27 protein-coding genes are annotated in these 24,587 nt (G+C 66.2%); 6 read left to right on the plus strand and 21 right to left on the minus strand.

Translation table 11 applies throughout. The features are described from left to right. From ACWDTF_RS20740 to deoC, 4 genes are all read right to left on the minus strand, one after another. A partial coding sequence (locus ACWDTF_RS20740) for a DUF222 domain-containing protein (RefSeq protein ID WP_449754986.1) occupies positions 1-361 on the minus strand: 361 nt, incomplete at its 3' end. Further along, positions 304-510: a hypothetical protein gene (locus tag ACWDTF_RS20745; RefSeq protein ID WP_449754987.1), complete on the minus strand. Its 207-nt coding sequence runs from the start codon at positions 508-510 to the stop codon at positions 304-306. The genes ACWDTF_RS20745 and ACWDTF_RS20740, both read right to left, overlap by 58 nt. Continuing rightward, complete coding sequence (locus tag ACWDTF_RS20750; RefSeq protein WP_449754988.1) at positions 507-776, minus strand: hypothetical protein; 270 nt, start codon at positions 774-776, stop codon at positions 507-509. The genes ACWDTF_RS20745 and ACWDTF_RS20750 overlap by 4 nt, the downstream gene beginning before the upstream one ends. Before the next feature lie 137 nt (positions 777-913). Then, positions 914-1,591, minus strand: a complete 678-nt coding sequence (gene deoC / locus ACWDTF_RS20755) for a deoxyribose-phosphate aldolase (protein ID WP_240859717.1) — start codon at positions 1,589-1,591, stop codon at positions 914-916. Positions 1,592-1,618: 27 nt separating this feature from the next. On the opposite strand from deoC, the gene purU reads away from it, so the two are divergent. Beyond that, on the plus strand, positions 1,619-2,500 hold the full coding sequence (gene purU, locus ACWDTF_RS20760; RefSeq protein ID WP_240859720.1) for a formyltetrahydrofolate deformylase: 882 nt from the start codon (positions 1,619-1,621) through the stop codon (positions 2,498-2,500). A 333-nt stretch (positions 2,501-2,833) separates the two neighbouring features. Here purU and ACWDTF_RS20765 read toward each other — a convergent pair whose 3' ends face one another. The 6 genes from ACWDTF_RS20765 to ACWDTF_RS20790 all read right to left on the minus strand — a co-directional run bounded on the left by ACWDTF_RS20765 (position 2,834) and on the right by ACWDTF_RS20790 (position 7,687). Further along, on the minus strand, positions 2,834-3,625 hold the full coding sequence (locus ACWDTF_RS20765; protein ID WP_240859722.1) for a DUF1542 domain-containing protein: 792 nt from the start codon (positions 3,623-3,625) through the stop codon (positions 2,834-2,836). A 94-nt stretch (positions 3,626-3,719) separates the two neighbouring features. Beyond that, positions 3,720-4,979: a hypothetical protein gene (locus ACWDTF_RS20770; protein ID WP_240859726.1), complete on the minus strand. Its 1,260-nt coding sequence runs from the start codon at positions 4,977-4,979 to the stop codon at positions 3,720-3,722. A gap of 25 nt (positions 4,980-5,004) precedes the next feature. Then, on the minus strand, positions 5,005-5,853 hold the full coding sequence (locus tag ACWDTF_RS20775; protein ID WP_433257851.1) for a carbon-nitrogen hydrolase family protein: 849 nt from the start codon (positions 5,851-5,853) through the stop codon (positions 5,005-5,007). 10 nt (positions 5,854-5,863) lie between these two features. Further along, the gene (locus ACWDTF_RS20780) at positions 5,864-6,568 is read right to left on the minus strand and encodes a class I SAM-dependent methyltransferase (RefSeq protein ID WP_433257849.1); all 705 of its coding nucleotides are present in this window, start codon (positions 6,566-6,568) and stop codon (positions 5,864-5,866) included. 98 nt (positions 6,569-6,666) lie between these two features. Then, positions 6,667-7,176 (minus strand): DUF2505 domain-containing protein, encoded by a 510-nt coding sequence (locus ACWDTF_RS20785; protein ID WP_240859728.1) that lies wholly within the window; start codon positions 7,174-7,176, stop codon positions 6,667-6,669. 10 nt (positions 7,177-7,186) lie between these two features. Then, positions 7,187-7,687 carry a DUF2505 domain-containing protein gene (locus ACWDTF_RS20790; protein WP_433257847.1) on the minus strand — a complete coding sequence of 167 codons (501 nt, stop codon included), beginning with the start codon at positions 7,685-7,687 and terminating at the stop codon, positions 7,187-7,189. An 85-nt stretch (positions 7,688-7,772) separates the two neighbouring features. Between ACWDTF_RS20790 and ACWDTF_RS20795 the strand changes: the two genes are divergently transcribed. Beyond that, a complete protein-coding gene (locus ACWDTF_RS20795) occupies positions 7,773-8,861 on the plus strand; it encodes a UDP-N-acetylmuramate dehydrogenase (RefSeq protein WP_449754989.1) in 1,089 nt (362 codons plus the stop codon). Between the two features lie 31 nt (positions 8,862-8,892). Here ACWDTF_RS20795 and ACWDTF_RS20800 read toward each other — a convergent pair whose 3' ends face one another. From ACWDTF_RS20800 to ACWDTF_RS20825, 6 genes are all read right to left on the minus strand, one after another. After that, entirely contained in the window at positions 8,893-9,963 is a 1,071-nt protein-coding gene (locus ACWDTF_RS20800; RefSeq protein ID WP_449754990.1) for an alpha/beta fold hydrolase, read from the minus strand. A gap of 144 nt (positions 9,964-10,107) precedes the next feature. Then, on the minus strand, positions 10,108-10,857 hold the full coding sequence (locus ACWDTF_RS20805) for a MerR family transcriptional regulator (protein WP_240859732.1): 750 nt from the start codon (positions 10,855-10,857) through the stop codon (positions 10,108-10,110). A gap of 27 nt (positions 10,858-10,884) precedes the next feature. Then, positions 10,885-11,178 (minus strand): DUF2516 family protein, encoded by a 294-nt coding sequence (locus ACWDTF_RS20810; RefSeq protein WP_449755009.1) that lies wholly within the window; start codon positions 11,176-11,178, stop codon positions 10,885-10,887. Between the two features lie 92 nt (positions 11,179-11,270). Further along, positions 11,271-12,308 (minus strand): histone H1-like repetitive region-containing protein, encoded by a 1,038-nt coding sequence (locus ACWDTF_RS20815; protein WP_449754991.1) that lies wholly within the window; start codon positions 12,306-12,308, stop codon positions 11,271-11,273. Positions 12,309-12,368: 60 nt separating this feature from the next. Next, positions 12,369-12,860 carry a helix-turn-helix domain-containing protein gene (locus ACWDTF_RS20820; protein ID WP_449755010.1) on the minus strand — a complete coding sequence of 164 codons (492 nt, stop codon included), beginning with the start codon at positions 12,858-12,860 and terminating at the stop codon, positions 12,369-12,371. A 209-nt stretch (positions 12,861-13,069) separates the two neighbouring features. Then, a complete protein-coding gene (locus ACWDTF_RS20825) occupies positions 13,070-14,407 on the minus strand; it encodes a DUF445 domain-containing protein (protein ID WP_449754992.1) in 1,338 nt (445 codons plus the stop codon). 115 nt (positions 14,408-14,522) lie between these two features. Between ACWDTF_RS20825 and ACWDTF_RS20830 the strand changes: the two genes are divergently transcribed. From ACWDTF_RS20830 to ACWDTF_RS20840, 3 genes are read left to right on the plus strand one after another with little or no spacing between them, the layout of a single operon-like run. Then, positions 14,523-15,335: a TetR/AcrR family transcriptional regulator gene (locus ACWDTF_RS20830; RefSeq protein WP_240859737.1), complete on the plus strand. Its 813-nt coding sequence runs from the start codon at positions 14,523-14,525 to the stop codon at positions 15,333-15,335. After that, positions 15,332-16,267: an SDR family NAD(P)-dependent oxidoreductase gene (locus tag ACWDTF_RS20835; protein ID WP_449754993.1), complete on the plus strand. Its 936-nt coding sequence runs from the start codon at positions 15,332-15,334 to the stop codon at positions 16,265-16,267. Before ACWDTF_RS20830 ends, ACWDTF_RS20835 begins: the two co-directional genes overlap by 4 nt. Next, positions 16,264-17,130: a PPK2 family polyphosphate kinase gene (locus ACWDTF_RS20840; RefSeq protein ID WP_449754994.1), complete on the plus strand. Its 867-nt coding sequence runs from the start codon at positions 16,264-16,266 to the stop codon at positions 17,128-17,130. Before ACWDTF_RS20835 ends, ACWDTF_RS20840 begins: the two co-directional genes overlap by 4 nt. Before the next feature lie 33 nt (positions 17,131-17,163). Here ACWDTF_RS20840 and ACWDTF_RS20845 read toward each other — a convergent pair whose 3' ends face one another. From ACWDTF_RS20845 to ACWDTF_RS20865, 5 genes are all read right to left on the minus strand, one after another. Next, on the minus strand, positions 17,164-18,342 hold the full coding sequence (locus ACWDTF_RS20845) for a benzoate/H(+) symporter BenE family transporter (RefSeq protein WP_240859744.1): 1,179 nt from the start codon (positions 18,340-18,342) through the stop codon (positions 17,164-17,166). Positions 18,343-18,452: 110 nt separating this feature from the next. Beyond that, positions 18,453-19,214: a heparin-binding hemagglutinin gene (locus ACWDTF_RS20850; protein WP_449754995.1), complete on the minus strand. Its 762-nt coding sequence runs from the start codon at positions 19,212-19,214 to the stop codon at positions 18,453-18,455. Positions 19,215-19,432: 218 nt separating this feature from the next. Further along, the gene (locus tag ACWDTF_RS20855; RefSeq protein ID WP_449754996.1) at positions 19,433-20,296 is read right to left on the minus strand and encodes a 3-hydroxybutyryl-CoA dehydrogenase; all 864 of its coding nucleotides are present in this window, start codon (positions 20,294-20,296) and stop codon (positions 19,433-19,435) included. Positions 20,297-20,536: 240 nt separating this feature from the next. After that, on the minus strand, positions 20,537-21,832 hold the full coding sequence (gene aceA, locus ACWDTF_RS20860; RefSeq protein WP_240859749.1) for an isocitrate lyase: 1,296 nt from the start codon (positions 21,830-21,832) through the stop codon (positions 20,537-20,539). Between the two features lie 462 nt (positions 21,833-22,294). Then, entirely contained in the window at positions 22,295-23,014 is a 720-nt protein-coding gene (locus tag ACWDTF_RS20865) for a hypothetical protein (RefSeq protein WP_240859751.1), read from the minus strand. Between the two features lie 93 nt (positions 23,015-23,107). On the opposite strand from ACWDTF_RS20865, the gene ramB reads away from it, so the two are divergent. After that, complete coding sequence (gene ramB / locus ACWDTF_RS20870) at positions 23,108-24,535, plus strand: acetate metabolism transcriptional regulator RamB (RefSeq protein ID WP_240859757.1); 1,428 nt, start codon at positions 23,108-23,110, stop codon at positions 24,533-24,535. The last annotated feature ends 52 nt before the right edge of the window (positions 24,536-24,587 follow it).

Here is a 24,587-nt window from a genome sequence, read left to right on the forward strand (position 1 = left end):
GTATCTGGTTCGCGCGGGCGCCGCAGGTGTCTGACCCGCACCGGCAGTCCAACTCGGTGCGGCCGCGAGTGATGGCGACCAGCGCGTCGGCGCGTTGCTGACCGGGCAGGCGCGGATCCTCAGAGCAGAGGAAATGATTGATCAGCCCGGTGATGCGCGATTGCAGGTAGCGGGCATCGCCGAGTCCGAGGGTGGCCGAGATGGCGACTTGTCCGTAGGGGGCTTTGCCGAAGCGGACGTCTTGGTAGCGTTCGGCGAACTCTTCCCGCACCTCGGCCGCCGCCACGGGGTCCAGCGCGATGATCAGTTCGTCGAGTTTGTCCGACAGCACCGCATTCGTCGACGCATCGGCGGCCAACATGAAGCGGCCTCTTCGGCGGCGGCGCGTTGCTCGGCATCCACGCCGCACACCGCGTGCGCCACCAGCGATGCCCGCGATTCGGAGAGGTCACCGGCCAGGAACGCTGCCCGCACCGCCGGCAGGTCTTGCAGCAGGGCGCCCAGGGTCATCCACCGTCCGGCCGTGGCCGGGGCACGGCGAAATGCAGGGAGACTTCGCGCAGGGCGGCTTTGTCGGGCATGCGTTTGCGGTAGCGGTCGGAGTCGGCGGACTGGACGCGGTCGAACACTTTGCGGCCCAGGTGGTAGGCGGCCAGGACTTTGCGGGCCATCACCTCGAACTCGATATGCGTGAACGCCGAAGCTGCTGTGGCCAGATCGGTTTCACCCGCGTCGGCCAGTGTGGCCTCGCTGGTGTCCCGCCCCGGTTCGAACATGTGTCCCCTATCGCAGAGGGGTACGACAAGAATTGTTGTCGGACTCGGAGGGGTGTGGACAGAGATCTCGACGCTCTCGGCGGCAGCGGCTTCGAGGCTCGTCGACTTCGAGACGCTCCATGTCAGCGACCAGCTCCTCAGTCAGGAAAACCGTCGAGCACCGCGCGCGACGCCGACAACCCCAGTCGGCTCGCGCCCGCCTCGATGAGTTCTTCGGCGAAGTCGGCCGTGCGAATGCCGCCGCTGGCCTTGACTCCGACGGTGTCGCCGACGGCGTCGCGCATCAGCCGGACGGCCTCGACGGTGGCGCCGCCAGCGGGGTGAAAGCCGGTCGAGGTCTTCACATATGACGCCCCGGCGGTCGCCGCGCGGAGGCACACCTGGGTGACGGCGTCGGGGCCGACGCGGTCGAGCAGCACCGCCGACTCGATGATCACCTTGAGCAATGGACCGTCGCCGATCGCCTCGCGCACGGTGAGGATGTCGCTGAAGACCTCGTCGTAGTTGCCGGCGACCGCGGCACCGACGTCGATCACCATGTCGATCTCCTCGGCACCGGTGTCGACTGCGAGACGCGCCTCCGACGCCTTGACCAGCGAGTGATGCTTCCCGGACGGAAAGCCCGCGACCACGCACAGCTTCTGGGCACCACTGTCGACGGGCAGCATCGACGGCGACAGGCACACGGCGTAAACACCCAGATCGGCCGCCTCGGCAAGGGTCGCCTCGACGTCGGCGCGGGTGGCCTCCGGCTTGAGCAGGGTGTGGTCGATGATCGCGGCGACGTCACCACGTCGTAGGTCGGTTTTGGTCACAACGTCGAGCTTGGCACACTGAACTGCGTGTCCCCATCTGCCTCGTCCGACGACCGCTATGTGCTGACCCTCGGATGCCCGGACCGCACCGGCATCGTGGCGCGAATCTCGACCTTCCTCGCCGACATCGGCGGCTGGATCACCGAGGCGGCTTACCACTCGGACGCCGAGACGGGCTGGTTCTTCACCCGGCAGGCTGTTCGCGCCGACTCCACCGACCTCGACGCCGACGCGGTTCGCGAGCGGTTCGCCGCCGAGGTCGCCGACGAGCTCGGCGCCGACACGGACTGGAAGCTGACCGACACCGGGCATCGCAAATCGGTGGTGCTGCTCGTCAGCAAGGAAAGCCACTGCCTGTCTGACCTCTTGGGTCGCTCCTACCGCGGCGAGTTGCCCGCCACGATCGACGCGGTGATCGGCAACCACCGCGACCTCCAGGAACTGCCCGAGCGATTCGGCATCCCCTTCCACCACGTCCCGTTCGCCGCCGACCGCAAGGCCGACGCGTTCGCCGAGGTCGGTCGCATCGTCGATGGCTATTCGCCCGACGCCATCGTTCTCGCCCGCTTCATGCAGATCCTGCCGCCGCAGCTGTGCGACGCCTGGGCAGGCCGCGCGATCAACATCCACCACAGCTTCTTGCCGAGTTTCGTTGGGGCACGGCCCTATCACCAGGCTTTCGCCCGCGGCGTGAAGCTCATCGGCGCCACCTGCCATTACGTGACCGCCGACCTCGACGCCGGACCGATCATCGAGCAGGATGTCATCCGCGTCGATCACGGCGACGGCGTCTCCGACATGGTGCGTCAGGGTCGTGACATCGAAACCCTGGTTCTCTCAAGGGGATTGCGCTGGCACCTCGAAGATCGCGTCCTGGTGCACGGACGCAAGACCGTGGTGTTCAACTGAGGACCAGGACCTCGGCATCCGAACTCTTCGAATTGCCTGACCCTTTCCTCGGATTTGCCCTGCGCGACGATCGTGGAGGCGGGAAGAGTTGAGCCGTCCAGAACGGTCCGCGTCAGCTGTCTCCGAGGGCATATTGCCCTCGGAGACACCTCAGGAAGACCGTTTCGGACACAAAAGCTGCGGCGAGCCGGTGAGGCCACAGGAACACGTCGACCACCCCGGTCGGTTGTCTGTACGCCTGAGCCCGGCCACGTGCACTGTGCATTTGACTGGGCTCCCAGGTACAGATTGCCGCAGTTCAGGGGGCCGAAAGCAGTACTTTCGGATCAGAAGTCAGAAGCCTCCGAAGTCACCGCCCCCGAAATCCCCACCGCCGAAGTCGCTTCCGAAGTCGCCGCCACCGAAGTCGCCGGGATCGCCGCCGCTGGGATCACCACCGCCCATGTCTCCCCCGTCGAACGCACTCGCGTCCGATCCATCACCGGCGCCGTTCTCGAAAGCCGTTGCGTCGTAATTGACTCCGGCCATTCCGGCGAACAGCGTCGAGAACAGGAGCATCGAGCCGACGCCCCAGGCGCCGGCCACCAGTGCGGGTTTCCACCACGGTTCGGAGTACCAGCCTGCGGGCACGGGGCGTCCGGCAACCCGACCGCCCGGATAGTAGTTCGGCGTGCGCGACGACGGAGTGGGCGACGCCTCCACCTCGCGGCCCTCGAATTCGACGGACCGGTCCTCGGTCACCGCGCCCGCGCTCTTCTGACCGTCGAGCTCCGGGATGGGCGGACCGGGATCCATGTTCATCGCGGTTCGCGCCGCGCGGATGTAGTAGAGCCCCTCGATGGCCGTCTGCTTGGCCAGACGCGCCTGCGCGGGCGTCGCGGCCTGGTCGATCTGCGACCCCGCAGCAGTGTGCCGTTCCGCGGCGTCGGCGAGCGCCGCCTTGGACGCGGGCGAATCCCCCACCAGCAGGTAGACCTGACCACCGAGACGCTCGATGGCCTGTCGGGCGTCGGCCTTGGCGTCGTCGAGCGCTTCGGCACGGCTGGTGCCCGACCGATTCTGCGCGACGACGACCACCGCGACCACGATCAGAACAACGACGATGATCAGGATGAGGGTCGGCATCGAAACTCCAGGGTTGACGGCGGTCGGACCCGATCAGGCGGGCCGACGGCCCGACAAACCGGACAGCTCCAGCGTACCGACGAACCGAGCGACGTCAGACGATCGAGCAGTCCACCGACTCGCTGGAATTCGCCATCATCGTCTTCTCGAACCGAACGTCCTTGCCGTTCAGCGCGAAATCGACACCGGTCGCGGTCACCTTGAGGTTGGTCATGGTGACCTCGTTGAAGAATGACCCGAACATCTGCGGAGTCACCTGGTCGATGATCTGCTGGGCGAAGTTCGGCGGGATCGCGATGCTGCTCAGGATCGGGATGTCGGCGGTCACCTTGACGGCCTGGAAGGTCACCTTGCCGTCGGTCAGGATCGGTTTGATGACGGTGATCACCGGGATCATCATGAACAGCGCCGGGAAGTTCGACACCACCTCGATGGTCTGGTCGGCCGGGTTGCCGGTGATCTTCTCGATGCCACCGGCCATGCCGGTGGGCTGACCGTTCGGATCGGTGCCGTTCCCCTGCTCCTTGCCCGCCGCGACCACGCGATCGAAGGTGACCGCTCCGGTGGCATCGAGGCTGCCGAACCGTACCGCGTCCGAACCGTCGTTGGTGATGTTCTCGGCCCGACCGTCGAGCGCGATGCCGTTGATGTTCATCCGCCCGTCGACGCTGCCGATGTCACCGCCGGACGTCGCGACGTTCTCGACACGGGCATCGATGAGCTCGCCGTTGTCGCCACTGCCGTGGAGCTCGGCCCACGGCGCCTTGCCGCTGATCCACTGCAACACGATCGGCTTCTTGCTCAACGACACCTCGACGGGGAATCCCGACGACTTGCTGATGGAGTCCGACACACAGTTCGTCAGTCGATTCCGCAAATACAGTTCGCTACCGACGCCGGCGATGACCAGTACGAGCACCACCGCAACCACGGAGGCGATGACAATCTGCGTCACGCTGCGCTTCTTCCTGCCGGGTGCCGACCGAACCGCGCGCGACCCTCCTGCCGGAGTGACGGCCGGTTGCGGACCGGACGCCGGCGGGATCGGTCCGAAGTCATCGGCCGGGTTGGCGCCGGTCTCGAACTGGGCGGTACTCGAGCCGACGGCTGGAGAGCCCGCCACGCTGGAGTAGGCGCGTGGAGAGGGCGCTGTCGACGCCCGCTCGAACTGTTCCGTCGCGGGGGAATCGTCGTTGCGCATGGAGGGCCCGATCGTCGTCCCGGCCCCCGACGTGGTTTCCGCAGACGTGGTGTCCGCAGTGGGCTGCTCGGTGGTCGGCGCGTCGTGTTCGCCGCCGGACCCGGGCGATGCCGGTTCGGCGGGCGACGGTCGATCGGTGTTGTCGTCAGTCATGGATTCCGTCCTCGGTGGGTGGGCTTCACGCCCGCCCGTCGGGGTTCTCGGTGTCAATGCGATGGGGTGTCAACGCGGTGGGAAGGTGAATCTCGTTGGCGAGAACGGCCAATTGCTTGCGGGCCTTCTCCACCAGGGCCAGGTCGAGCTCATGAACGTCGAGCTTGACGCTCTCGTCGTACGCGGCGACCACCGTACCGAAGGGATCTGTGATTTGGCTGTGCCCTATTCCGGTGGGTGCACCGGAGTCGGCCACGTCGGGATCGGCAGGTACCGCCTGTCCGACACCCACCACAAATGACGTCGAATCCAGCGCCCTAGCCGTTACCAGAACCTCCCATTGGTGACGCTTTCCCGGGCCCGCACCCCATGATGTCGGCACGACGATGACGTCGGCGCCCAGACGCGCGAGCCCGCTGAACAACCCCGGAAATCTCACGTCGTAGCAGGTGGCAACGCCGACCGTCGTGCCGCCGACGTCGAAGGTCACCGGTGTCGTGCCAGGTGCGACCGTCCGCGACTCCTGGAAGCCGAAGGCGTCGTAGAGATGGAGCTTGTCGTAGCCGACCCGGGTGCCGTCGGGCTGCGCGATCAGCAGCGTGTTGTAGACCCGACCGTCGTCGGCGGGGGTGAACATGCCGGCCACCGCGGTGATCCCGGACTCGACGGCGGCTGCCACCACGGCGTCGGCCCACGGCCCGTCGATCGGCTGGGCGATCGGTTTCAGCGGCACCCCGAACCGGCACATCGCGGCTTCGGGGAAGACCACCAGGTCGGCGTCCTGCGCGGCCGCGTCGCGAATCCCGGCAACCACCGTCGACAAGTTTGCCGCCGGGTCGTCGTCGGAACTGATCTGGGCCATCGCCACACGCATACCGGCCACCCTAACGGGAGCGCAGTGGGGCAACCAGACTCCAAGGAACCGACAGGATGTTGTCGACGGACCGGCCACGCGGGACCACGCAGTCGACGCCACGCTGTCTGAGCAGCCCCAGCGCCGCCCGCCACCGGGCTCGCGGCCCGTAGGGCGCGTGCGGTGCCGCGATGTCCCAGCACTGGTCGGCGACGGTGAGCAGCCGGTGGATCGGCTCGCCCGGCACATTGCGGTGAATGAGGGCCTTGGGGAGGCGTTCGGCCATCTCCGACGGGCGGTCGGTGTGCTCGGGCGCCCAGCTCAGCGTCAGGCTGACCGGACCGTCGGCGTCGAGCAGTACCCAGGCACAGCGTCGGCCGATCTCGTCGCACGTGCCCTCGACGATGACACCGGTCGGGGCAAGTGCGGCCCGCATCTGCGTCCACGCCGCCGCGACCTCGTCTTCGTCGTACTGACGCAGGACGTTGAACGCGCGGACGACGTCGGGCCGCAGACCGGCCAGTTCGAATCCGCCGACGGCAAAACGGACACCGTCGCGGGATTCGACAACCCGCTCCGGATCGATCTCCAACCCCACGACCTGCACGTCAGGTGCAACGGTCCGCAGACGGGAAGCCATCTCGAGGGTGGTGTCGGGTCGCGCGCCGTAGCCGAGGTCGACGACCAGCGGTTCGGCAACCGCCAACGCGGCAAGGACGCACGGTTGGTGCGACATCCACCGGTCGACGCGCCGCAGGCGATTGATGTTGGTGGTGCCGCGGGTGATTCTGCCGTGATGCGGCGAGTTCGGGCCTGTTCGGGACCCGCCCGACGTCACAAGTTCTTGTCGATCCAGTCCTTGGCGTACTCTGCCTCGGCCCGGAACAGGTCGACGAGGTTCACCAGCATCATCTGCTCGAGCTTGGCGTTGACGAACGGGATGAAGACCTTGACCTCGGTGGTCTTGCGGATCGTGCAGCCGGTGTCGGTGGGGAACAGCTCCTGCCAACCGTTGAGGCTGCCCGGTCCGGCCGGGATCGACGCGTTGTAGGTGCCCTTGGTGTTGTCCGGGTCGTACGGACCGAAGGACTCCTCACGGGTGATGACCATGTCCTTCATCAACACCGTCTGCGCCAGCGCCGGAAGCTGGTCGCGTCCGATCGTCTGCTTCAGAGTTGCGCGCAGCCCGGTCTCGTCGGACGTGAACGATGCGACCTCGCAGTGCGGGGAGATCATCTGGAACCCCGCCATCATGTCTTCCCAGTACTGGCGGGTGCTCTGCGCCTGATAGAGCTTCTCCGCAGGGTGCTTGTAACGTGCGGAATAGCTGAGCCGTCGTGCCATAGGCACCAGGCTACGTCAGGCGATTCTCCTGCTCCCAATCGACGGTGTGCCCGTGTTCGGCGTCGAGCAAGTCGATCAACTGACCGATAACCGACTTCTCGATCTTCCCACCGAGCAGCGGAATGCTCACCGCGACGTCCGCGGTGTAGTCGGTTCGGGCCGGATCCCCCGTGGTCACGACCGTCCCGCGGATCTTCACCGGCGCGCCGTCGACGGTCGCGCTGATCTCACCGTCGACCTTGTCCCCCACCAGCCGATAGGTGTTGCGACGCGGGATCTCCATGTCGCCGGGCTTGATCTTGGTGACGCTCGACGGCAGTTTGTCGGCCGGAACGCCCTGATGCATCTCGACCACCACGGTGTCGCCGTCGAGGGTGAAGGAGTCGACCCGGCCGTGATCGGCGTTGATGCGGGCGACGAGGTCGTGCCAGTACTGCTCGGTGGACACGATCTCCCACAACCGCTGCGTGGAAAAGGGATAGGAGACCGAATGCTGCAGCTTGCTCGACATGGGCGCAACGCTACCCGGTTGGACCCGACCGGGTAACCGAGCACGTCCAACAGCCACCGATAGCCCAGACCGCTACCGTTGGGGCGTGACCGACATCCGCCACGCCGCCCCGCTGGCCGACCTGACCACTCTGCGTCTCGGCGGTCCCGCCCGCGACCTGGTCCGCTGTCCGGACACGCGCAGCGTCGTGGAGACCGTCATCGACCTCGACCGGCAGGCCGAACCAATCCTGATCATCGGCGGGGGCTCCAATCTGGTCATCGCCGACGAGGGATTCGACGGCACCGCCGTGGTGATCGGCAGCGAGAAGATCGAATTCGGCACCGGCCGTGAATCCGGCCGCAGCCACGTGACCGCCGACGCCGGCGTGACCTGGGACGACCTTGTGGCAGCCACGCTCGATGCCGGGTTCGGCGGGCTGGAATGCCTGTCGGGCATCCCCGGCGCGGCTGGTGCGACACCGGTACAGAATGTCGGGGCCTACGGCGTCGAGGTGTCGGATGTGTTGCGCGAGGTGCAGGTGCTCGACCGCCGCTCGGGCGGACTCCGCTGGGTTGCGCCTGCCGAACTCGGACTGGGCTACCGGACCAGCAATCTGAAGCATCGTGACGACTTCGTCGTCGTCGCAGTCTCGTTCTGGCTCAACGAGAATCGACTCAGCCAGCCCATCCGCTACCGCGAACTGTCGACGCTGCTCGGGGTCGAGCCCGGCGAACGGGTCGACGCCGCTGCGGCACGCGAGCAGGTGGTCGGGCTGCGGCGCGCCAAGGGCATGGTCCTCGACGCCGACGACCACGACACCTGGAGTGCCGGTTCGTTTTTCACCAATCCCATCCTCGACGCCGAGGAGGCAGCAAAGGCCGTGCGTCGGATCACCGAGGTGCTCGGCGCCGACATCAGCGTGCCGTCGTACCCGGCCGACGCAGCGGACTCCTCGGTCGGCATCAAGCTCTCGGCCGGCTGGCTCATCGAGCGGGCCGGCTTCGCCCGCGGCTACCCGGGACCCGACTCCCCGGTGCGCTTGTCCACGAAACACACTCTGGCACTGACCAATCGGGGCGACGCCACCACCGACGAACTCCTTGCCCTCGCACGCGACGTCCGCGACGGGGTCCACGACGCCTTCGGCGTGACGTTGCGCCCGGAACCCGTGCTGGTCAACTGCGAGCTGTAGCGCCGCCACCTACCCGCCGGCTCCCTTCAGATCAGACCTCGACCCGCTGCTTCCCCACGTCCGCGAGGATCTCACCCAGCAGCTCGTTGAACCGCTCGGCGGCCTCGATGCTCGACATGTGCCCGACACCGTCGTAGACCACGAGGTCGCGTAGGTTTCCGTTGCGCCGCAACACCTCTGCCATCTGTTCGGCATGCGCGGGCGGGGTCAGCCGGTCGTCGGTGCCGACGATGACGGTGGTCGGGACCGAGAGCGCCTCCAACCCGGCGGTCACGTCGAGTTTGCCCATCGCGGCACCCCATCCGGCCCGGGACCGCGGGGGGCAGGCGCCGATCATCTCGTCGACGAAGTCCACATGAGACTGGCGTGCGTTGGGGCCCAGGGCGATGTAGTGCGACAGCCGACCACCGTAGGGGGTCTTCGGAATCGGCACCGGCGTCGAGGTGAACAGTTTGCCCACGGTCGACTCGAACGGCCGGGTGTAGCGCGGCAGGTTCACCGGGACGAGCGCGTGGTTCTGGAGCACGGCCTTGGCGGCGGTCGAGGTCAGTGCGACCCCGGACACGCGGTCGGCAACCCGGTCGGGGAACTGGGCCGCCCACGACATGATGGTCATGCCGCCCATGCTGTGTCCGACCAGAACTGCTCGTCGACCCTCGGGGACCACCGCGTCGAGCACCGCGTCGAGGTCCTCACCCAGCATCGCGACGGTCGGACGCCGCCGACCGCGCTCACTGGTGCCATGCCCGCGCTGATCGTAGGCAACCACGGTCCGATCCCCGGCCAACGCGTTGATCTGCGGGTACCAATACGCGGTGTTGCAGGTCCAGCCGTGCACCATCACGAGGACGTCGTGGTCGTGATCGTCGATCGACGGGCCATGCACCTCGACGTTGAGCCGCGTGCGGTCCGCGGTGTGCACCAACGGACGCGTCGGTGAGGTGCTGGGCGCCCTGAGCAGGTCGTCGGGACCGTCGTCGACAGCCGGTTCCGCGCGAAAGGCATCGCGTGCGATGCCGGCGAAGATGGTGCCCACACCGAGTCCGACAACACCCGCGCCGAGCGCCGCACCAACAACCGCGGCCGTTGAACTCTTCTTCACCGCACACTCCCTACTCACGTCCGGCGTCGCTGCCCACGTGCATCGGCCTCCAATGTACCAATGCTCATTGTCGTATGCGATGGGCTGCTGGGCGTCCGTCGACGAGGTTGCCATCGCGCTCGGTTTCCGAGCGCGATGGCAACCTCAAGGCCGGTCCGGCTCTGCGGGGGTTTCCTGGGCAGCATCGAAGTAGGTCGCGGCCTCGCCGATCGCCTTCGAGATCTGCTCGTCGAGCGCCTTGCGGAAGGTGGTCTCGACGATCTCGTGGGCCATCGGCCGCACCGTCTGGATCAGTTCGGCCATTCTGCTGACGCCGGCCTCACCGAGGTCGGGCAGGTTCTCGTCGAAGTACCGGTCGGTGATGATGGAGACAAAGCTCTGTGCGACGTCTTCGAGGTCGCCCTGGACGCGCACCCAGCGGTCGAGCAGTACGTCGATGTCGATGCCGCTCTTCACCAGCACCTCGGCGCCCTCGAGCAGTTCCGGGTTCTTGATCGCATAGTGCGCGCCGTCCTTGGCGAGCAAGCCGAGTTTCTGGCTGAGTGCGATCGACCGGTCGCTCGCGTTGAGGGTCTTGCGTAACTCGGTGATGGTGATCGTCGCAGCGCGCTTGAAGTTGCGGAACCGCCCGGTCTTCGGGGTTCCGCGGAGCACTTGCTCCACGCGCATCCCATGGTGAGCGGCGTGCAGGAGTTCGCTGATCGTCGCGAACGTGTAGCCGCGTTCGAGCATCCGTGAGATCAGATTGAGCCGGACGAGGTGTTCGTCGGAGTACCAGCCGACCCGACCCCGAATGATCGGTGCGGGCAGCAATCCTCGGTCCTGGTAGACGCGGATGTTGCGGACGCTCACGCCCGACGCCTCGGCCAGTTCGTTGATCCGATACTCGGCCACGACGTCAGCGCCTCTCTGCAGCGGTGATCACGCCTTCTTGAACCACGACTTGCCTTGGATCGCGTCGACTCGCGGTCGCACGTCGACGATGTACACGAGCATGGCGACAACGCCGACCAGGTACAGCAGCGACGGCGCCTGGAAGAACCAGATGAACAGCGTCGCACCGGCCAGCAATGCCACCCAGATGACCTTCGACTGCCGATCGACCGCGGGGAAGGCATCTTTGCGCTGGATCGCTGCGTGAATGAGGGCGATCAACGACGCCACACCCGCGACGACGGTCAACGCCCACAGGATCAGGTTCTGTCCGGCGGACATGACTGAGAAGAAATCCACGCCATCACTGTAGTAGCCCCGACGAATCGACCGCCGATTGTGACTCGGCAAGCCGCCCCGGGGTCGCGACGATGTCAGCCGGCGGTGCGCCCGCCCGCTTTCTTGGCCGGCGCCTTCTTCCCTGCCACTTTCTTGGCTGCGGTGTTCTTCGCTGCGGTCTTCTTCGCGGCAGCCTTCTTCGCTGCAGCCTTCTTCGCGGGCGCCTTCACCGACTCGGCCTTCTTCGCAGCTGCCTTCTTGGCGGGGGCCTTCTTTGCCGGAGCTTTCTTTGCAGGCGCCTTCCTTGCCGGAGCTTGCTTTGCTGCCGCCTTCTTCGCAGGCGCCTTCTGTGCAGGTGCGGCCTTCGTCGCCGCCGGCTTCGTCGGAGCTGCCTTCTTCGCTGGGGTCTTCTTCGCGACCGCCTTCTTGGCGACCGCCTTCTTGGCGGGACTCTTCTGTGCGGGAGAGCTCGACGACCCACCCGTCAGTTTCGCGGCGCGCTCTCCGACCAGACGCGTCTGCGCCGACACCACTCCCAATGCGTCCTCGGTGAGCCCGACGGCGTCGCTGTACACCTTCTCCAGCTTCGGCAGATTCGCTTCGACCACCGGCTGCGACTTCAGCTTCTCGACAACCTCTTCGCTGCGCTCCGACAGTGACGTCAACAATCCGGCAGCGACCGCCAGGTACGCCTCGGCGACCTTGCGCAACTCGTCCGACGAGAACCTCGTCCGCAACTCCTCGAGCTCCGCGGGCACCTCGATCGGCAACGACGACAGCTTGACCCTGGCCTCCTCGAACAACGCCAACGCCGTCGCCAGCGCATCGTCGATCCGCGCCTGCGCATCGTCCCGCGACCCGGTGAGCTTCGCTTGTGTGGTCTCGACCCTCTCGGTCAGTTTCGCCTGGGTGGTCTCAACAGTCTCCGCAAGCTTCGACTGGGTGGTCTCCACCGTCTCGGCCAACTTGGCCTGCGTGGACTCGACAGTCTCAGCGAGCTTCGACTGGGTACTTCCGACAGTCTCAGCAAGCTTCGACTGGGCTTGCTCGCCGGCCGCCTCACCACGCTCGCGCGCTTCCGCGAGCAGAGCGGACACCTGGGCGACGGCGGTCGCCAACGGATTGTCGGTCATATCGGTAGCTCCTTGCAGGGTGGAGATTGCGACAGGGAAAGGACGTTCGTGTTCAGGAGATCACGAGTTGCCGTCTGCTGCGTTCTCCTTTCGGAAAGAGTCGTAGATCTCCAACAACATCTGCTTCTGCCGCTCGTTGATCGAGTCGTCGGCGATCAACGCGTCGCGCACCGGACTCGCCGGACGTTCCTCGAGAATCCCCGCCCGCACGTAGAGGACCTCGGCAGAAACGCGCAGCCCCTTGGCGATTTGAGCGAGCACGTCCGCCGACGGCTTACGAAGTCCGCGCTCGATCTGACTCAGATACGGATTGCTCACCCCGGCACGTTCGGCGAGCTGACGCAGTGACACCTCCGCCGCCACACGCTGCGAACGGATGAACGCACCGATGTCCTGAGCCGCATTGGCCACTGCCTCAACCGCATTCGACGCGCCGTCGTCGTCGGTGGCATCGGCCCCGTCTGCAGTCACCCCGTCTGCAGTCACCCCGGCTGCAGTCACCCCGGCTGGGTCCGGCTGGGGTGCAGGCTCCTCGGGCTGCTCCGCGTGCATCGTGTTCCCATCGTCGTCGATCACCTGTCCTGCCAAGTATCGACCTCGCGTGCTAGCAGAAGCAAGCAGAGCGCTAACCCGCGAGGAGAGGACGAGACGCCTGCTCGCATGGCACCCGCGACAACCGGAGCCGAGTTGGAGAACGAGAGTGCTGCAGCACTCGCGTTCTCCAACTCAACTCGATTCCTGGCCGGCGCGAAATGCTTGGATCAATGGAAGATCAGCACCGACACCGTATAGATCGCGAGTCCTGCCAACGAACCGACCACCGTGCCGTTGATCCGGATGAACTGCAGATCCCGTCCGACCTGCAACTCGATCTTGCGGCTCGTGTCGTCGGCATCCCACCCGCGGACGGTCTCGGTGATCACCGAGATGATCTCCTGCGAATAGTTCGCAGCGACGTGATGGGCCACCCGGGCCACCCATCCATTCATCTTCTCCTGCAGCGGACGGTCGTCGCGAATCCGGACCGCCAGCCGAATAATTGAGTCCGACAACGTGTTTCGCAACGTACTGTTGGGGTCGGCCAGCATCTGCTCGATCACGGCCTTGCCCGTCTTCCACGCGGTCGACGCGGCTCCGGTCACCTCGTCGCGCCCCACGAGCTCCTGCTTGATGCCTTCGAACTTCGCGATCATGTCCGGGTCGTGCTGCAGATCCTGGGAGAACTGCTCGACGAACTCGTGCATCGACCGACGAAGCTCGTGATTGGGGTCGGTGCGGACCTTGTAGGTGAAGTCGACGAGTTCGCGGTAGATCTTGTCGCCGACGAAGTTGTTGACGAACTTCGGTGTCCACGACGGACCGTCCTTGTCGACCACGCGGTCGATGAGGTCCTGGCTGCCCAGCGCCCACTCGTGCGCGCGGTCGCACAGCAACTGGAACACCGGGTCCAGACGATCCTCGGCGATCAGTTGCTCCAGGATGCGACCGGTCGGCGGCGCCCACTCCGGCTCGGCAGCCCACTTCAGCGCCGCCTGGATGAGCTGTTCGACGTCCTCGTCGCGCAGCATCTCCGACGCCAGCTGGATCAGCCGCGCGGCCTCGTCGGACACCCGGGGGGCGTTGCGCGGATCGGCGAGCCACGTCGACAGACGACGCGGCAGGTCCAGCTGTTCGGCGCGGTGGACCACCACCTCCGGGGTCATGAAGTTGTCTTCGATGAACTCGCCGAGCTGGTCGCCGATGTCGTCCTTCTTCTTGCGGATCAATGCGGTGTGCGGAATCGGCAGGCCCAACGGATGCCGGAACAGCGCGGTCACCGCAAACCAGTCGGCGAGGGCGCCGACCATGCCGGCCTCGGCCGCGGCCCGCACATACCCGACCCACGCGGCCACGTCCGCGCCGTCGCGGTGTTCGAGGTAGCGGGTGAACAGGTAGACGATCGCCGCGAACACGAGGAAGCTGGTCGCGACCACCTTCATCTTGCGTAGGTCTCGACGCCGGCGAGCGTCGCCGGCACCATCACCGGCAAAGCCGGGTGCCGATCGCGGTGCCGGCCTCCCGGGTTCGTCCCGCACTTCCGGGACCACTGTGGAAGACATGAATCCAGTCTTACCCGTCGCGGCGAGCCTGCACATGCTCCGACGCCGTCGAACAGGCCGGTTCGAGACCTTCATCGCGTACCTCGGTGAATGCGACGTCAATTACGCTTGCCCCATGAAGCCCACCCGTCCCAAACCCGCGGCGGCCGCGCGCGCCGCGCTGACGGCGGCGGCCAGTGTCACCCGGGGCCTCGAGCAAGCGCTGCTGAGCACCGTCAGCGAGAACGGGACCAAACCCGACGGACGACGCCAGCGCTGGGAGAAGCACAAGCAGGCCCGACGATCCGAACTGACCGACGGCGTCATCGACGCGGTCCGTGAGCTCGGGCCGGACGTCGGGATGGACGAGATCGCCGGCCACATCGGCGTCTCCAAGACAGTCCTGTACCGCTATTTCGCCGACAAGAGCGATCTGGGCGTGGCGACGACCGTCCGGTTCTTCGAGACCGTGCTCCTACCGCGTCTGATCGAGGCCATTCACGACGACGTCGACGAGTACACGCTGACCCGCACCGTCATCGCCGTCTATGTCCACGCTGTCGCCGACGAACCGAACCTGTACAAGTTCGCGCTGGCGAGTTCACCGACCTCGTCGCCGGCTCCCGCCGAATCCGAGAAGTTGGTCGCGCAGTTGCTGTCGGCGACCATCGTCATGCGGATGACCGAGCGAGCTGCCGACACCGACGGTGCCGTGGTCTGGTCGAATGTGCTGGTCGGCGGCATCCAGCGCGTCGTCGACTGGTGGATGGCGGATCGCACGATGGACGTCGAGGCCGTCATCGACTACCTGACGATGATGGCGTGGAGCGCAATCGTCGGGATCGCGGCGGTCAATGGTTCGCGGGAAGAGTTCGTCGCATCTCCCCCGCCGCTGCCCGACCCACCGATCGGCGAGACGCCGGACACCGAAGCGAGGAGGCAGGCGTGAGTCCAGTGGCATTGGTTACGGGTGCCAGCCGCGGCGTCGGCCACGGAGTCGCACGCGCTCTGATCGCCGACGGTTGGACCACCTACGTCACCTCCCGCAAGGGCGCGGGACCCGATGGCGCGATCGCCGTGGGCTGCGACCACACCGACGACGACGCGGTCGCCGAGGTCTTCGGCCGGATCGCCGCCGACCATGGCCGCCTGGATCTGCTGGTGAACAACGCCTGGGCGGCGCCGCGTGGCTTCGGCGGATTCTCCGACCGGTTCTGGGAACGCCCGGTGAACGACTGGGACACGCTGATCGGGGTCGGGCTGCGCGCACACTACGTCGCGTCGGTGCACGCGGCGGCGACGATGACCGCCGCCGGTTCCGGCCTCATCGCCAACATCTCGTCGTTCGGTTCCCGCGGACACCTGCACTCGGTGCTGTACGGCATGAGCAAGAGCGCCTTGGACAAGATGGCCTACGACATGGGCACCGAACTCGCCGGCACCGGCGTCACCGCAGTGTCGTTGTGGCTCGGCCTGATTCGCACCGAGCTGCTGCTGTCGCTCGGGGTGGACGAGTTCGCCGGCTTCTCACTGGACCGTGCCGAGGACCCCGAGTTCGTCGGCCGCGTCATCGCAGCCCTCGCCCGCGATCCGCAACTGTGCGGATACAACGGCCACACCCTGGTGACCGCCGAACTCGGCGCCGGCTACGGCATCGTCAACAACGACGGGACGCCACCGGACTCCCATCGCGCGGCGTTCGGTGGTGGGCCGATGTTCCCGCCGACGGCGTCTTCCTCAACACCCGCTGGTCATCACGCTGGTCGATCTCGACACGACTCCTCGCTCCGCTCGGTGTCGGCTCGATCCGGCGGAGCCGCCACCGAGCCCCTGGGCGAGGCGGCGAGTCGAGACCACTTCACTGGAGAAGAGGTCCAATGAGCAAGAACCACAACAAGACCGGTTGGTCGACGCCCGCGTCGGAGGCGCTGCGGGTCAGCTCGCTCGGCCCGATCGCCTCCTTCGACCCGGAGTCGACGCCCGGTTTCACCGGCGACAAGGCACTTGGCGAACAACTCCTCGTCGAGCGTGGTGAAGTCCTCGCCGACCTGCAGGAGTTGTTGTACGCCAATGGCCGATCCGGTGACAACCGGTCGGTGCTGCTCGTTCTGCAGGGCATGGACACGGCAGGCAAGGGCGGCATCGTGCGCCACGTGGGTGGCCTCCTCGACCCGCAGGGTCTGGTCATCCGCGGCTTCGGCAAACCCACCCCGGAGGAACTCGAACACGACTTCTTGTGGCGGATCCACAAGGCGTTGCCACCGGCGGGCCGGATCGGCATCTTCGACCGCTCGCACTACGAGGACGTCCTGCCTGTGCGTGTGCACAACCTTGTGCCGCAAGCAGAATGGGAGAAGCGCTACGAGATGATCAACCAGTTCGAGCGGGATCTCGTGGAGACGGGCACCACCGTGATCAAGTGCTGTCTCGTGGTGAGCAAGGACGAACAGAAGGTGCGGCTGACCGAGAGACTCAATCGCCCCGACAAGTACTGGAAGTACAACCCGGGCGACATCGACGAACGAGGCTTCTGGGACCAGTACCTCGAGGCATATCAGGCGATTTTCGACCTGACCGACAACGACTCCGCCCCTTGGCATCTCATCCCGGCGAACAAGAAGTGGTTTGCACGGCTCGCCGTGTGCGAACTCCTCGTCGGCACACTCCAGGGACTCGATCTCGATTGGCCCAAAGCCGATTTCGACGTCGAGACCGAACGCAAGCGGGTTGCCGCGCTCGACTGAGTGGCAGCGCAGAGGTGGTGGACGCCGGCAACATCACGATCGTCGTAGCCCGAAGTGCGCGATCAGCCCGACCACCAGCGCCCAGAACGCGGCACCGATCCCGCCGAAGGTGACGCCCGCGGCCGCCGTGACAAATGTGAGGGCCGCGGGGATCCGGTACTCGACGTGACCCAGCGCTCCGAGCAGTGCGTTCGCGAAGGTCATCAACAGCGCCAGTCCGGCCACCGCCTCCAGCAGTCCGGCCGGCGCGATGGTGGCTATCGTGACCAGCGTTCCCGACAGCACCGCCAGGACGAGGTAGCTGATTCCGCCCGACACGCCCGCGATCCATCGCCTCGACCGATCGGCGCCCGCTTCCTCCCCGGCGGCCAACGCGGCCGACAGGGCGGCGAGGTTGTTGGCATGTCCACCGAAGGGCGCACTGACGAGGGTGGTTGCTCCGGTCACGAGCATCGCTGCCCGCCAGGGCGTTTCGTACCCGAAGGACTTCAGTACGGCCACCCCGGGCACGTTCTGGGACGCCATGGTGACGATGTACAACGGCACCGCGATCCCTACGATCGCCGAAAGATCGAACGACGGTGTGGTCCATGCCAGTTGGGGCCACCACGATGTCTGACCGGCGTCGTCGTACCCGTGAATCAGCAAGTAGACGGTAATCACGACGAGTGCGGTCGCCAGGGTCAGCGGCAACGCCCACCGCGGCGCACATCGGGTCGCGGCGAGCCACACCAGAAGTATCGGTATGGTCAGAACAGGCTCCAGCACAAGCGATTTCATCGGAGCGAGGCACAGGGTGAGGAGCACACCGGCGAGCATCGCCTGGGCGATCGGCGTGGGGATGCGGCCGATCAACTCGCCGAGTGCCGGAACCAGGCCAGTGGCCACGATCAGCAATCCGACGACGACGAACGCTCCCACTGCCGCCGACCAGCCGCCGTGATACGACGCCCCCATCGACGCGAGCATCGCCGCTCCGGGAGTCGACCACGCCAGGGTGATCGGCCGGCGATAGACCACGCACAGCAGGGCCGTCCCGATCCCGAAGGTCACAGTGAGGGCGAGCAGCCCGGATGCCGCCTCGACCGGATCTGCTCCGACTGCCCGCAGACCGGCCACCACGACGGCGAACGATGAGGTGAAGCCGACGAGCGCGGTGACCACACCCGCGACGATGGGTTCGCTGAGCGACGAAGGCGTGGATGTGGTCATGCGGTCAGCATAGGGTGCGTCGGCACCGAAGCCGAAAGGCAACGGCCCCCGCGGTGAACACCGCAGGGGCCGTTGGCTTCTGAAGTTGTGAGTCTTACTTGGCCGGGGTCTTACTTGGCCGGGGCCTTCTTGGCCGGGGCCTTCTTGGCGGGAGCCTTCTTGGCCGGTGCCTTCTTCGCAGCCGCGATCTTCTTCGCGGGCGAGGCGTTGGCGGTACGGCCCTTGGCCTCGACGGTTCCGGCGGCGCCGCTGATCTCCTCGGCGACATCGTCGGCCTCGGACTTCAGGGTTGCACCGGCTTCCTCGATGGCGACTGCGGCGTCTTCGACCTTGCCGCTCACGCGGCCGGCGATCTTGGCAGCACGGTCACCGACGAGACGAGTCTGGCTCGAGACAACGCCCAGCGCGTCCTCGGTGAGGTCGACGGCGTCGTTGTAGGCCTTCTCCGCGCGGGTCAGGTTCTCCTGCACCACGGGGCGGGTGCGCAACTTCTCGACGGCTGCCTCGCCACGCTCGGCGAGCGAGTTGTAGAACTCGGTTGCCTTGTCCACGTAGGGATCTGCGTACTTGCGCAGCTCATCGACGGTCAGCTTGGCGCGGAACTCCTCGACGGTCGCGGGAACCTCTTCTGGGAGGCCCTCGACGCGGGTCTTGGTCTCCTCGAACCGGGCCTGCGCAGTCTCGGGCAGCGCGGTGAAACGGGTCTTGGCCTCTTCGTAGCGGGCTTCGAGACGCGCCTGGGCGGTCTCGGCGGCCGACTCGGTGCGTTCACGCAGGTCGGTCAGCGCTTCGGTCACCTGCTGGTAGGCGTAATCGCCTGCACCAACGGCAGCATAGAGGGGGTTTGCGTAGGTACGCTCTGCGGTGGTCATTGGTGGACTCCTTTGATTGTGGTCACCAATCACGCTGCGGCAGTGGCAGTCTCGTCACACTCCGGCGTCAATGCCGGGGAAGGGAGATTGCCATCGTCAGGGGGGTGAACCCGCGGCGCTCTCGGTATTGGTGCTTCCACTACCCAGTATCCACGCCGTGCTAGCAAATGCAAGCAATCTGCTAGCAGTGTGGTGTAGCTCACGGCATCGAAGGCGTATCAGTACTGGTAGAAGCCCCGACCGGCCTTTTTGCCCAGCCGCCCGGCCTCGACCATGCGAAGCAATACCGGCGGCGGCGAGTACAGGGGCTCTTTGAATTCTTCGTACATCTCGTCGGCGATCGCCTTCACCGTGTCGAGGCCGACCAGATCGGCGAGCTTGAGCGGCCCCATCGGATGGGCACAGCCGAGCACCATCGCCTTGTCGATGTCCTCGACTGTCGCAAATCCGCTCTCCACCATGCGAATCGCCGACAGCAGATATGGCACGAGCAATGCGTTGACGACGAAACCCGATCGGTCTGCCGATCGCACCACCTGTTTGCCCAGCACGTCGTGGGCAAAGGCCTCGGCACGATCGCCGACCTCGGGGGCGGTGGCGAGCGTGGTGACCAGTTCGACGAGCGGGAGCACCGGCACCGGGTTGAAGAAGTGCAACCCGACGACGCGTCCGGCATCTTGAGTTGCCATGCCCAGCTTCATGATCGGGATCGACGACGTGTTGGAGGCGAGTACCGCCTCCGGGTCGGTGACGACCTTGTCGAGTTGCGCGAACAGCTCTGCCTTGACGTCCTCGTCTTCGACGACGGCCTCGCACACGAGTTGACGGTCGGCGAAGTCGCCGAGATCCGAGGTGAATCGAAGTCGCAGCGCAGCCTGCTCGCGCTCCCGTTCGGTGAGTTTGCCGCTCGAGACTCCCCTGTCGAGCGAGCGCAGCACCCGCGTCCGTCCGGCCGCGGCGAGCTCACGAGTGGATTCGAAGACCAGCACGTCGGTGTTCGCACGCGCGCAGACCTCGGCGATCCCCGCACCCATCTGCCCCGCACCGACCACACCCACCCGCGTGATCCCGTGACTAACCACCAGGAACTCCTAACAGCAACCAAAGACCAAACGCAACAACTGATCTCGCAAGTACATGGGTAACTCCCCGGGTACGAACAAAGCCCTCAACAAACCGACAGGCGGCCCGCAACGGTAGTCGCGGGCCGCCTGACTGGTTCGCAAGAGCCCCGGAGAGGCGGACTAGTCCGCAGCGCAAGCCGCGAGCCGCCTGACTAGTTCGCCAAAATCCCGGAGAGGCGGAATGGAGGCGGTCCAGTTCTAGTGGAACTGGCCTTCTTCGGTGGAGCCCTTCAGAGCTGCAGTCGAGGTGTTGGGGTCCACGGTGGTGGCGATGCTGTCGAAGTAGCCGGCGCCGACCTCACGCTGGTGCTTGACGGCGGTGAAGCCACGCTCTTCGGCGGCCTTGAACTCGCGGTTCTGCAGGTCGACGAACGCGCTCATCTGCTCGCGTGCGTAACCGTAGGCGAGGTCGAACATGCCGTAGTTGAGCGAGTGGAAGCCGGCCAGGGTGATGAACTGGAAGGTGAAGCCCATGGCGCCGAGCTCGTTCTGGAACTTGGCGATGGTGCTGTCGTCGAGGTGCTTGCTCCAGTTGAAGGACGGGCTGCAGTTGTAGGACAGCAGCTGGTCCGGGAACTCGGACTTGACGGCCTCGGCGAACTTGCGGGCGAGCTCGAGATCGGGGGTGCCGGTCTCCATCCAGATCATGTCGGCGTACGGAGCGTATGACTTCGCACGCGCGATGCACGGCTCGATGCCGTTCTTGACGTTGTAGTAGCCCTCGGCGGTGCGCTCACCGGTGATGAACGGCTTGTCGCGCTCGTCCACATCGGAGGTGATGAGGGTGGCGGCCTCGGCGTCGGTGCGCGCGATGACGACGGTGGGGACACCGGCGACGTCGGCGGCCAAGCGGGCCGAGTTCAGGGTGCGGACGTGCTGCTGGGTCGGGATGAGCACCTTGCCACCGAGGTGGCCGCACTTCTTCTCCGACGCGAGCTGATCTTCCCAGTGGGTACCGGCGGCACCCGCGGCGATCATGGCCTTCTGCAGTTCGTAGACGTTGAGGGCGCCACCGAAGCCGGCTTCACCGTCGGCGACGATCGGCACGAGCCAGTTGTCGACGGAGTCGTCACCCTCGACGCGCGAGATCTCGTCGGCGCGCAGGAGCGCGTTGTTGATGCGACGCACCACGTTCGGGACCGAGTTGGCCGGGTAGAGCGACTGGTCGGGGTAGGTGTGGCCGGAGAGGTTGGCGTCACCGGCGACCTGCCAGCCCGAGAGGTAGACGGCCTTGAGGCCTGCACGGACCTGCTGGACGGCCTGGTTACCGGTCAGCGCGCCGAGCGCGTTGATGTAGCTGCCGTCCTTCTGGTTCACGCCTTCCCACAGGATCTCGGCGCCACGGCGGGCGAGGGTGTTCTCCTCGACGACCGAACCCTGGAGCTGCGCCACCTGCTCGGCGGTGTAGTCACGCTTGACGTTGTCCCAGCGCGGGTTGCTGTCCCAGTCCTGCTGGATCTCCGCGGCGGTGCGGGGCTTTCCGACGTTGCTCATTGCCTACTTCGCTTTCGTTGTCCTGCTCCTCCCGACCGGTTCGGTCGGGACGACCCGGCGGGGCCGCCGGGTATCGGCTGACAGACATCCGACGGCGCGCTCGGGTCCGCGAGCCTTTCGGCTCAGGTGACTCAAAGCCGAACATTTGCGAAACCGACGGCATCCCTCGGTGGTGCCTGCACCTAGGGTGCCATAGGACAAACCTGCAGGTCCAATCGCTTTAGGATGCAAAAGTGGGCAAGTTTTTGACGCCGGTTTGCAAAGTTTGCAAATCTTGAGGTGTGAAGACATGGGCCCCGGACGCCAAAAAGTACGCGCGTACTGCGTTTTTCGCGATCGCGAAGCTACCCGCGAGTACCCATCGGCGTGCGGGACACCTGGACACCGCGTCGTCCATCGGGAGGTTGGTGTGAGCATTTTCACAAGGGCGACGGTATGTCCGTCGGCCCGAGTTCCCGACGATCACCGGTCGGAGTTGGTCACCTTCTGCAGCGCCTTGCCGAAGAGGTCGACAAAGCCGGCGTCGGAGAGGGGCGCGAGGCCCGGCGTCGGCGGGTTGGTTGCGCGGGATGCCTCGCCCGCGACGGTCAACTGCACGGTCACCTCTCCGGAGGACGCACGGTTGAGCAACGCGTACCCGGCGAAGCCGATCTGGGTGCGGACCCCGCGGTCGGGCAACGTGGTGGTGACCGTGGAGCGGACAAGCACGGCACGTTCACCCGAACGCAGACCACCGTCGATCGGCGGCACGGGCAGCGCGGTGTACTCGGTGACGATGCGGGTTCCCGCCAGGTTGCCCTTGGTGATGGTCGTCTCGGTCCGGGCACATCGCCCCGAGGTCGCAAAGAGATCGGCACCCAGGTCGCGCCGCTGCGTCGTCACGAGCTCCACCAGCCCCGTGTTGAGTCGACGAGCTGCCAGGACCGCCGAGTTGTCGGCGCGCAGTTGGTCGTTCAGCGTGGCGTCGGCCGTCGGCCGGCAGAAATCGGGCGCGAATCGCGCCGTCTTGGCGTCGTCGAAGGCAACGCGATTGCTCGCGGCCAGATCGGCAACCGAGAGCGGCGTGACCACAAAACCCGGAGGAAGATCCGACGGCGCGAGGAGCAGATCGGCCGGCGCCAATCGCCGGTCCGGCACATCGGCCGTCCGGCCGCAGCCGGCAACGACGACGAGAACAATCACGCACAGAAGGATCCGCACAATCGTCGTCCCCCTGAGCACCCGCACGCCGTCACCGTACCCTGAGAACACATCCGTATTTCGAGGGCAGGCACGATGACCAGGACCTACGTCGGATCACGGCTCCGACAGCTCCGCTCCGAACGGGGGCTGTCGCAGGTCGCCCTCGCCCAGGCGCTGTCCATATCACCGTCGTACCTCAATCAGATCGAACACGACGCTCGCCCCCTCACCGCCAAGGTGCTCACCAAGATCACCGAGGCCTTCGGCGTCGACGCGGGCTTCTTCGATTCCCAGGACGACGTTCGGCTCGTGGCCGAACTCCGCGAGGTCCTGCTCGACGACGACGTCGAAGCAGCATCAGGCACGCTCGACGCCCACGAGATCAGTTCGCTCGTCACGGCCCACCCGGAGATGGCGCAGGCGATGGTCAACCTGCACCGTCGTTACCGCGTGGCCACCGATCAGCTCGCCGCGGCCACCGACGAGCGCGGCGACCGCAGTATGCGTGGCACCATCACCGCGCCCCACGAGGAGGTTCGCGACTACTTCTCGCATCGCCGCAACTACATTCACGAACTCGACGTCGCCGCCGAGGACATGACCGCGCGCATGCGCATGCACTCGGCGGACATCCGACGCGAGATCACCAACCGGCTCGAGGCGCTGCACGGCGTCCGGATCGTGCGCCGCGTCGACCTCGGCGACTACACCCTGCACCGATACGACCCCGAGACCCGACGGCTCGAGTTCTCCGCCGCCTTGTCCGCCGGGCAGCGGACGTTCAAGCTCGCCACCGAACTCTGTTTGCTCGAGTACCGCGATCTCCTCGACGCGCTGATCGACGAGGGGAACTTCACCAGCGACGACGCCCGATCGCTCGCCATGCTCGGTCTGGCCAACTACTTCGCCGCCGCAGCCGTCCTGCCGTATACCCAATTCCATGGCGCTGCAGAGGATTTCCGGTACGACATCGAGCGGCTCTCGGCTTTCTACGCGGTGTCCTATGAAACGATCTGCCATCGACTCTCGACCCTGCAGCGGCCGAACCTTCGCGGTATCCCGTGGTCGTTCGTGCGCGTCGACCGTGCCGGGAACATGTCGAAACGACAGTCTGCCACCGGCTTTCACTTCTCGTCGAGCGGTGGCACCTGCCCGCTGTGGAACGTGTACGAGACCTTCGCGTCGCCCGGGAAGATCTCCACGCAGGTCGCCGAGATGCCCGACGGTCGTAACTACCTGTGGGTGGCGCGCACCGTGGAGCGACGCGCTGCGCGATACGGGCAGTCCGGCAAGACCTTCGCCATCGGCCTCGGATGCGAGCTGCGCCATGCCGGACGCGTCGTCTACTCCGACGGCCTCGAGATCGGGCCGCAGGCTCGGGTAACCCCGATCGGTGCGGGTTGTCGCGTGTGCGAACGGCTGAAGTGTCCACAGCGCGCCTTTCCTGCGCTGGGCGCACCCCTGCGGGTCCAGGAGCACCGCAGCACCGTGTCGCCGTACATGAACACCGAGATGGAGTGACGTACATCACAATCCCGTAACGGTCGCCCGACTCAGTCGCGTGTCCCGGACG

The organism is Gordonia sp. NPDC003422 (genome assembly GCF_053588675.1).

Excerpts from the sequence above, each read along its gene's own strand:
- ACWDTF_RS20780 (WP_433257849.1), bottom strand. The coding sequence starts at position 6,568 with ATGTCGCACCAACCGTGCGTCCTTGCCGCGTTGGCGGTTGCCGAACCG.
- ACWDTF_RS20850 (WP_449754995.1), bottom strand. The coding sequence starts at position 19,214 with ATGACCACCGCAGAGCGTACCTACGCAAACCCCCTCTATGCTGCCGTT.
- ACWDTF_RS20820 (WP_449755010.1), bottom strand. The coding sequence starts at position 12,860 with ATGCACGCGGAGCAGCCCGAGGAGCCTGCACCCCAGCCGGACCCAGCC.
- ACWDTF_RS20745 (WP_449754987.1), bottom strand. The coding sequence starts at position 510 with ATGACCCTGGGCGCCCTGCTGCAAGACCTGCCGGCGGTGCGGGCAGCG.
- aceA (WP_240859749.1), bottom strand. The coding sequence starts at position 21,832 with ATGAGCAACGTCGGAAAGCCCCGCACCGCCGCGGAGATCCAGCAGGAC.
- ACWDTF_RS20810 (WP_449755009.1), bottom strand. The coding sequence starts at position 11,178 with ATGTCCGCCGGACAGAACCTGATCCTGTGGGCGTTGACCGTCGTCGCG.
- ACWDTF_RS20790 (WP_433257847.1), bottom strand. The coding sequence starts at position 7,687 with ATGTCGAGCAAGCTGCAGCATTCGGTCTCCTATCCCTTTTCCACGCAG.
- ACWDTF_RS20830 (WP_240859737.1), top strand. The coding sequence starts at position 14,523 with ATGAAGCCCACCCGTCCCAAACCCGCGGCGGCCGCGCGCGCCGCGCTG.
- ACWDTF_RS20825 (WP_449754992.1), bottom strand. The coding sequence starts at position 14,407 with ATGTCTTCCACAGTGGTCCCGGAAGTGCGGGACGAACCCGGGAGGCCG.
- ACWDTF_RS20845 (WP_240859744.1), bottom strand. The coding sequence starts at position 18,342 with ATGACCACATCCACGCCTTCGTCGCTCAGCGAACCCATCGTCGCGGGT.
- ACWDTF_RS20785 (WP_240859728.1), bottom strand. The coding sequence starts at position 7,176 with ATGGCACGACGGCTCAGCTATTCCGCACGTTACAAGCACCCTGCGGAG.
- ACWDTF_RS20815 (WP_449754991.1), bottom strand. The coding sequence starts at position 12,308 with ATGACCGACAATCCGTTGGCGACCGCCGTCGCCCAGGTGTCCGCTCTG.
- ACWDTF_RS20770 (WP_240859726.1), bottom strand. The coding sequence starts at position 4,979 with ATGACTGACGACAACACCGATCGACCGTCGCCCGCCGAACCGGCATCG.
- ACWDTF_RS20840 (WP_449754994.1), top strand. The coding sequence starts at position 16,264 with ATGAGCAAGAACCACAACAAGACCGGTTGGTCGACGCCCGCGTCGGAG.
- ACWDTF_RS20775 (WP_433257851.1), bottom strand. The coding sequence starts at position 5,853 with ATGCGTGTGGCGATGGCCCAGATCAGTTCCGACGACGACCCGGCGGCA.
- ACWDTF_RS20765 (WP_240859722.1), bottom strand. The coding sequence starts at position 3,625 with ATGCCGACCCTCATCCTGATCATCGTCGTTGTTCTGATCGTGGTCGCG.
- ACWDTF_RS20750 (WP_449754988.1), bottom strand. The coding sequence starts at position 776 with ATGTTCGAACCGGGGCGGGACACCAGCGAGGCCACACTGGCCGACGCG.
- ramB (WP_240859757.1), top strand. The coding sequence starts at position 23,108 with ATGACCAGGACCTACGTCGGATCACGGCTCCGACAGCTCCGCTCCGAA.